Source organism: Acinetobacter sp. YH12236 (assembly GCF_013417645.1).
GTDB lineage: Bacteria > Pseudomonadota > Gammaproteobacteria > Pseudomonadales > Moraxellaceae > Acinetobacter.
In genome coordinates this window covers 1-7,518 of record NZ_VPDM01000060.1, presented here as the reverse complement: position 1 = coordinate 7,518, position 7,518 = coordinate 1, and the positions used below count along the sequence as shown (strand labels likewise).

Annotated in this window: 5 protein-coding genes; 4 read left to right on the top strand and 1 reads right to left on the bottom strand. The window is 39.8% G+C overall.

The window, feature by feature from the left end:
• Positions 1-262 precede the first annotated feature (262 nt).
• On the bottom strand, positions 263-2,500 hold the full coding sequence (locus tag FTV14_RS15515) for a TonB-dependent siderophore receptor (RefSeq protein WP_180054144.1): 2,238 nt from the start codon (positions 2,498-2,500) through the stop codon (positions 263-265).
• A gap of 502 nt (positions 2,501-3,002) precedes the next feature.
• Between FTV14_RS15515 and tig the strand changes: the two genes are divergently transcribed.
• The 4 genes from tig to FTV14_RS15495 all read left to right on the top strand — a co-directional run bounded on the left by tig (position 3,003) and on the right by FTV14_RS15495 (position 7,354).
• Entirely contained in the window at positions 3,003-4,334 is a 1,332-nt protein-coding gene (gene tig, locus FTV14_RS15510) for a trigger factor (RefSeq protein WP_004781984.1), read from the top strand.
• A gap of 190 nt (positions 4,335-4,524) precedes the next feature.
• The gene (gene clpP, locus FTV14_RS15505; RefSeq protein ID WP_004781985.1) at positions 4,525-5,130 is read left to right on the top strand and encodes an ATP-dependent Clp endopeptidase proteolytic subunit ClpP; all 606 of its coding nucleotides are present in this window, start codon (positions 4,525-4,527) and stop codon (positions 5,128-5,130) included.
• A 29-nt stretch (positions 5,131-5,159) separates the two neighbouring features.
• Entirely contained in the window at positions 5,160-6,470 is a 1,311-nt protein-coding gene (gene clpX, locus FTV14_RS15500) for an ATP-dependent protease ATP-binding subunit ClpX (RefSeq protein ID WP_004781987.1), read from the top strand.
• 167 nt (positions 6,471-6,637) lie between these two features.
• Positions 6,638-7,354 carry a DUF2846 domain-containing protein gene (locus FTV14_RS15495; protein ID WP_004781989.1) on the top strand — a complete coding sequence of 239 codons (717 nt, stop codon included), beginning with the start codon at positions 6,638-6,640 and terminating at the stop codon, positions 7,352-7,354.
• Positions 7,355-7,518 lie beyond the last annotated feature (164 nt).

The window sequence follows — 7,518 nt, the reverse complement described above, 5'->3', positions numbered from 1 at the left end:
AATACAAAATAATTCGGTAATATGATCCATTGAGAAGCCTTGTTTTATAACATTTTGTCTTGAGAACCAATATGTTACAAAAACAGGGCTTTTTTTCTACTCTTTTTTTATATCGAACTCAGGTTAATTATTTTCTATTTAAAGCTTTTTATCAAAAGGTTTATAAATACAACTAAATCTAGATTTAAAGTTTTATATCTTTCAGAAAATAAAAATAGCCTCACGAATGAGGCTATTTTTTGATGAGGGAAGAAGCTAAAACTTAGTATTTAAAGTTCAGAGAAAGAACTGCGTTACGGCCTTCTGCTTCAGTTGCATAGTGAGATGCATAAGCTTTAGTGAAATAACGTTCATCAGATAAGTTATTTACATTTAACTGCAGGTCAACATTTTGATTTACGTTATAACGTGCCATGGCATCATAGCGTACATAACCTGGAACATATTTAGTATTCGCTAGGTCACCATACACTTTGTCCATCGCAACTGCACCCGCACCGATTGTTAACGCAGGGGTTAGATCATAAGTCGTCCAAAGTGTGGCTGAGTTTTTCGCAACGTTAGGCATTTTATTTCCATTGTATGGACTATCTTCATTTGTACATACAGTTGGTCGACCGCTACATTTTTTTCCATTATCAACAGCTTCACTGTCTAGGTATGTATAGCCCGCAGAGACTGCCCATTTATCAGTAAGATTACCGTTTAAACCAAGCTCAAAGCCATCTACCTTACTTTCACCAACGTTAGCATAAGTAGTCGGTGTTAACTGAACTCGAGCATTCTGTTTTTCAGTACGGAAAATTGCAGCAGTCAAATTCAATTTGTCATTAAATAGATCCCATTTCGTACCAATTTCAAATGTGCGGCTTTCTTCAGGATCGAGATTGCTATAATTTTCTGCAATACCTTCTGAACCATCACCTGAGTCAACACCTACAGGGTTGGCTGAAGTAGCGAAGCTTGTGTAAATAGATCCATTTTCACGCGGTTTAAAAGTAAGACCTGCCTGGTAAGTGAAGAAATCAGCGTCACTTGAAATGGTTTCACCTGAAGCATTGGTTTTTTGCTTGGTATCAAAGTCATCCCAACGCAATCCTAAGTCCAATAACCATTGCGGATTGAGTTCAATGTTATCCAGTAAATAAATAGAAGCTGTTTCTGTGGTAGTGGTCGTGGTAGCTCTGTTGGCTGTACGAGCACCTAACCATTGATCACGTGAGTTTGGATTGGTTAAAGAAGTACACCATGCATCATTATTTGCACAATCACTGTTAAATCCACCTGTCGTGCTATCAGGGTAGCCAGGGTAGGTGGTTGAATAGTTACCTTTATCAGATTCTTGTTTAGAGTATTCAACACCTGTATTAAAGCTATGCTTTAGAGCACCGGTATTAAACTTACCTGCTAAAGAAAGTTGATCGCTAAAGGTTTCTGTATCTGTAATCCGTGAGTTAATACGACGCCATACTTTATCATTGAGTACGTTACCTTTTGAGTCATCAGGCTGCGTCCATAGATAATCATTTTTTGACTTGCTATAAATAGCAGTATTACTCAAAGTCAAATCATCAGTCAGATCATGTTCTAATTTAAGTGTACCAATCTGATTTTCTTGTTTCTGGAAATCACGATTTAATAAACCATAGTAGATGCCTTGTTTAACATCGATAGGTTTACCGACAGTCGCTTTTTTATCTTTGTCATAATTATATGGAACACCAGCATCAGGCGTATCATCAGATTTTAAGTAGTAATAGCTTAAAGTCCCACGAGTAGGGGTATCCAGACCAAAACTGATACTTGGTGCAATACCTGCACGTTTATATTCAGCACCGTCTTTCTGACCTGCTTTTTCATTTTGATGACCCATCACAGCAATACGCGCTGCAATGCCATTACCGAAATCTTTGTTGCCATCTAAAGTGATGCGCTGGTAATTATCGGTACCTTGTGCAATGGAACCTTCTAAAGAATCACCAGCTTTAGCAACCTTAGAGATCATGTTGATGCTACCGCCAGTCGTACCGGCACCGCCCATTGCAGAAGAAGAGCCTTTGGTCACTTCAACCTGTTCGACCGCAAACATTTCACGGTTTTGTGAAGTCGCGCTACGAACTCCATCTACATACATTGAGCTTTCAGAGTTATAACCACGAATAAATGGACGATCGCCATTCGGGTTGCCACCTTCACCCGCACCCAAAGTAATACCAGGTACAGTACGTAAAGCATCAGAAAGTGTAGTGACTTGAGTGTCTTCAATCAGTTGCTTAGAAATGACTGATACAGATTTAGGTGTATCCAGTAAAGGTGCAACAAATTTCTTATTTGTGGAATTATCTACTTTTAAACTTGGTGTCTGTTCAGCTTTAACTTCTTGATGAATAGTTTCGAGCTTGACCACATTTTCATCAGCCACAGCATTTACGGTTACAATCGAGAGGGAAGAGGCAATCGCCGATGAAACGAGTTTTTTACGTGATTTGATAAACGACATGTGGGAACCCGAAAAAAGCATAAAATTTATGTATGCGAATAATAATAATTCTTATTTAAATTAAGAATTACTTGCCGATAGGAAATGACGATTTTAAGGATTGTATTAATTGGTTTGATCAATGTGATAGTGTATCAAAATGTTTCTAAGTTAATGTATTTAAAATAGATCTGATTAATAGATTATTATCGTTACTTTTATTGAGATTATTAGAGTTTAAAAATTTTGAAGAAAAGATAAAGAAAAGTTTACTAAAAGTCCTATAAAAATCCATAAATGCCGATGAATGAGATGATCCGTCCAGTTTGAGTAATCAATATATCTACTCTTATTTGAGGGAAGGGATATTTAATCAAAGAAAAATGAATTTGACTGAATAAATTTGATTATTACAGCATCAATAAAGACGATTCAAGTATTGTGTTTTGTATATCTGCAAATGTTGTCATATAATGTGGCACATTTTTATAAACCTGTTATTACCAAATATATAGAGGAAGCCATGCAAGTAACTTCTGAAGCGGTTTCGGGCGTTGCCCGTCGTTTAAATGTTTCTGTACCGACGAGCCGTATTAATGAGCAATTTGAAGCTCGTTTAAAACGCACTGCTAAAACTGCGAAGATCAACGGCTTCCGTCCAGGTAAAGTACCTGTAAACGTAGTTCGTCGTGAATACGGCGCTGGTATCTACCAAGAAGTTGTCAACGACATCATTCGCGACACAGTTTTCGAAGCAATCCAACAAGAAAAAATCAACGCTGTTGGTATGCCAAACATCGAAAAAACTGAAATGAAAGATGATGCTTTAGTTTATGAAGCGACTGTTGAAGTTTATCCAGAAGTTGAAGTGAAATTCGAAGGTCTGGAAGTTGAACGTAAAGCGTCTGAAGTAAATGATAAAGACGTTGAGAAGATGATTGAAAATCTTCAAAAACAACGCGCTTCTTGGGCTGAAACTAAAGGCATGGCTAAAAAAGACATGCAAGTAACTTTCGACTTCGAAGGTACTGTTGATGGCGAAAAATTTGAAGGCGGCGCTGCGCAAGACTTTAAACTTGTTTTAGGTTCTGGTCGTATGATCCCTGGCTTCGAAGATGGCATCATCGGTATGAAGAAAGGCGAAGAGAAAGTGATCGATGTTACTTTCCCTGAAGATTACCAAGCTGAAAACCTTGCTGGTAAACAAGCTCAATTCAAAATCAATGTGAAACTTGTTGAAAAACAAAAACTTCCAGAAATTGATGCTGAATTCCTGAAAATCTTCGGTATTTCTGAAGAAGATGGCGTTGAAAAACTGAAAGCTGACGTTCGTAAAAACATGGAACGTGAAGTGAAAAACGGCCTGCGTAACCAGGTTAAAGGCGCAACTTTCGATGCACTTGTAGCTGCAAACGAAGTTGAACTTCCATCTGCAATGGTTGCTCAAGAAATTGACCGTCAACGTCAACAAATGATCCAGCAGTTCACTCAACAGTTCGGTGCTCAAGGCGCGAAAGCATTTGATTCAAGCATGCTTCCAGATGACCTGTTTAAAGAACAAGCTGAGAAATCAGTTAAACTTGGCGTATTGGTAAGCCGTATTCTTGCTGATGCGAAAATCGAAGTAGATCAAGCGCGCGTTGAAGCTTATATCGAAGACATGGCTTCTTCTTACGAAGATCCAAACGAAGTGATTGAATACTTCAAAAATGACAAGCAACAACGTGCTCAAATCGAAGCAGTTGTACTTGAAGATCAAGTTGTTGATCACATTCTGTCATCTGCTAAAGTGACTGATGCGACTGTAAGCTATGAAGACTTATTGAAAGAGCAACAAGCTCGTCAACAAGGCTAATTCAAGCTTTCCATAAAAAGGCGCTTCGTGCGCCTTTTTTCATATTAGTAATTTCTTGACATATCTGATTTTCACAAAACTAATGCAAAAAATATGATGGAATTATTCGCGATTATTTTGCAATTTCATTGATTATCCCTCATATTGTGATTATGGATTAAGTCACAAAAATTTAGGAATAAATAAACCTATGTATGTTCCAACGATTGAAAACGCTTTAGTGCCAATGGTGGTAGAACAATCCTCTCGTGGTGAGCGTTCTTTTGATATTTATTCACGCCTTTTACGTGAGCGGGTAATTTTCCTGACAGGTGAAGTTGAAGACAATATGGCCAACCTGATCGTTGCGCAAATGTTGTTTTTAGAAGCTGAGAACCCAGATAAAGATATTCATTTATATATCAACTCACCGGGTGGTTCAGTGACTGCTGGCATGGCGATCTACGATACCATGCAGTTTATTAAACCGGATGTTGTGACTTACTGTATGGGTCAGGCAGCATCAATGGGTGCATTCCTGCTCAATGCAGGAACTAAAGGCAAACGTTACTGCCTTGAAAATGCACGTGTCATGATTCACCAGCCTTTGGGTGGTTTCAAAGGCCAGGCATCAGATATTGAAATTCACGCACGTGAAATTCTGTTCATTAAAGAACGTTTAAACCGTTTAATGGCTGAACATAGCGGTCAGGACTATGAAAAAGTGGCACGCGATACAGACCGTGACAACTTCATGACTGCTCAGCAAGCGAAAGAATACGGTCTTGTGGATGAAGTTCTAACGAAACGTCCATAAGTTTTAGAGATTGAGATATTGGAGTAAATATGTCCGAACATCCTCAAGGACAAAAGCATTGTTCATTTTGCGGTAAAACGCAGTCTGAAGTCGGAAAGCTGATTGCAGGCGAGGACGCATACATTTGTAATGAATGTGTGGACGTATGCTTAGATTTGGTTCAAACCAGTCAACAGGTCGAAACCAATGACTGGGCGAACCGTCCTTTACCGAAACCGCATGAAATCCGTGCGGCGCTCGATCAATATGTGATTGGTCAGGACGTAGCGAAAAAGACATTATCTGTGGCCGTATACAACCATTACAAACGTCTGAAAGTACAGACCAATGGTAAGAAAGCAGATGATTCCGTTGAAATTGCCAAAAGTAATATCCTGCTGGTCGGTCCGACCGGTTCAGGCAAAACCTTGCTGGCACAAACCCTTGCCCGTCTTCTGGACGTTCCATTTGCCATGGCAGATGCAACAACCCTAACTGAAGCAGGTTATGTGGGTGAAGATGTTGAAAACATTGTACAAAAGCTTTTGCAAAAAGCTGATTATGATGTCGAAAAAGCGCAAAAGGGTATTATCTATATCGATGAAATCGACAAGATTACCCGTAAATCTGAAAACCCATCCATTACTCGTGATGTATCAGGTGAAGGCGTACAGCAAGCCTTGCTGAAAATGATCGAAGGTACGGTTGCTTCAATTCCACCACAAGGTGGTCGTAAGCATCCGCAGCAGGAATTTATTCAGATTGATACCTCGAATATCCTGTTCATCTGTGGCGGTGCATTCTCAGGTCTTGAGAAAATCGTACAGCAGCGTCAGGAGAAAGGTGGTATTGGCTTTACTGCAGAAGTCCGTAATAAAGACGAAAGCAAAAAGTTGTCTGAATTGTTCCGTCAGGTCGAAGCGACTGACTTAGTGAAATTTGGTCTGATTCCAGAATTCATTGGTCGTTTACCCGTGATTGCGACTTTGGATGAGCTCGATGAAGAAGCTTTAATGCAGATTCTGACTGAGCCGAAGAATGCATTAACTCGTCAATATAAACATTTGTTTGAGATGGAAAATGTGGACTTGGTCTTTGAAGATTCAGCACTACGTGCCGTTGCGAAAAAAGCACTGGAACGTAATACTGGTGCGCGTGGCCTGCGTTCTATTCTGGAAAATTCATTGCTAGAAACCATGTATGACCTGCCGAGTCGTAGCGATGTAGGCACCGTGGTGGTGAATGAAGCTGTCATTAATGGTGAAGCTGCACCAGAATTTCGTGCTGAACGTCAACCACATGACGAGCCAGAAACAGCGGCAAAAGTTGATTTAAAGGTGGTGAATAGCAAATCTGCTTGATTGCTATTCGTCAGAAACGTGCGAAAACCCCGTGTTTTCGCACGTTTTTTATTTCCAAAAGATAAAAGCAGATGCTAATCTCAACATCTAGGCGTGGACGCCGAAAGCTATAAAAATATATCGCAAAGCACTTGCATACAAGAATAAAGACGCAGTGAGGGATAAGCATGCGTGGAGTCGCAATGGTGCTCATCGGCAGTTTGGCGCTGATGGGTTGTCACGGTAAAAAAGCCGTAGTTGAGCCTACACAGCCACTCAGCACTTTAAAAAATATTGATCTTGAAAAAAAACCAGGCTTCGTCGAACAGCATCGGGTGGGGATGTTTACAATTGGCGGCTGGGTCAACCAGAAACAGGGCAATCATTTTCAGGCAGTTAAACCTCAGCATGAGGATGCAGCAATTGTTTATTTATACCGCCCGGATTCCAAATGGAACCGTCAGGAAATTGTCGCTGCCAGCCTATTTATCAATCAGCATCGTATTCCGAGTTTATTGCATAATCATCATTACTGGATTGAGTTACCTGCAGGCACTTATCGCTTGAGTACCAGCCGTCCTTTAGGTGCTTTGCACTTCCAGAAACCTAAATATCTGGACTTTACCGTAGAAGCGGGTCAATCCTATTTTATTAAGTATGATGAAGAAAATCTAAGCACCCGTCGTAGTGTTCCGGGACCTCTGATGCTGATGCCGAGCAGTGTGGGCCTCAATGAAATTGCTTTTACCCAGTTAAAATCGGACAGTTTTAACTTTTTTGCACAGGATCAGGAAACTGGGAAAATCCGCAAGAAAGCTCAGAAAATTAAGGCAACTGAATATGATCCATCTACAGATGTACAGTTAACCACACCGTTTAAACTCTGGGATCCAAGAACCTGGTAATTAATTTTAAAATTCCAATAAAAAAGCACCCATTAAGGGTAATGCCAGTCAGTTAAGCAAATATTAGTAAAATGTAGTAAAAATGAGTGTATGTAAATACGCTCATTTTTTTATGACTTTATCTGAAAATTTAGATTGCACCCTTCAACATTCTTTACCTTCAC

Bases quoted from the DNA above. Each gene is read 5' to 3' on its own strand.
- clpP (WP_004781985.1), top strand. From the start codon at position 4,525: ATGTATGTTCCAACGATTGAAAACGCTTTAGTGCCAATGGTGGTAGAA.
- clpX (WP_004781987.1), top strand. From the start codon at position 5,160: ATGTCCGAACATCCTCAAGGACAAAAGCATTGTTCATTTTGCGGTAAA.
- FTV14_RS15495 (WP_004781989.1), top strand. From the start codon at position 6,638: ATGCGTGGAGTCGCAATGGTGCTCATCGGCAGTTTGGCGCTGATGGGT.
- FTV14_RS15515 (WP_180054144.1), bottom strand. From the start codon at position 2,500: ATGTCGTTTATCAAATCACGTAAAAAACTCGTTTCATCGGCGATTGCC.
- tig (WP_004781984.1), top strand. From the start codon at position 3,003: ATGCAAGTAACTTCTGAAGCGGTTTCGGGCGTTGCCCGTCGTTTAAAT.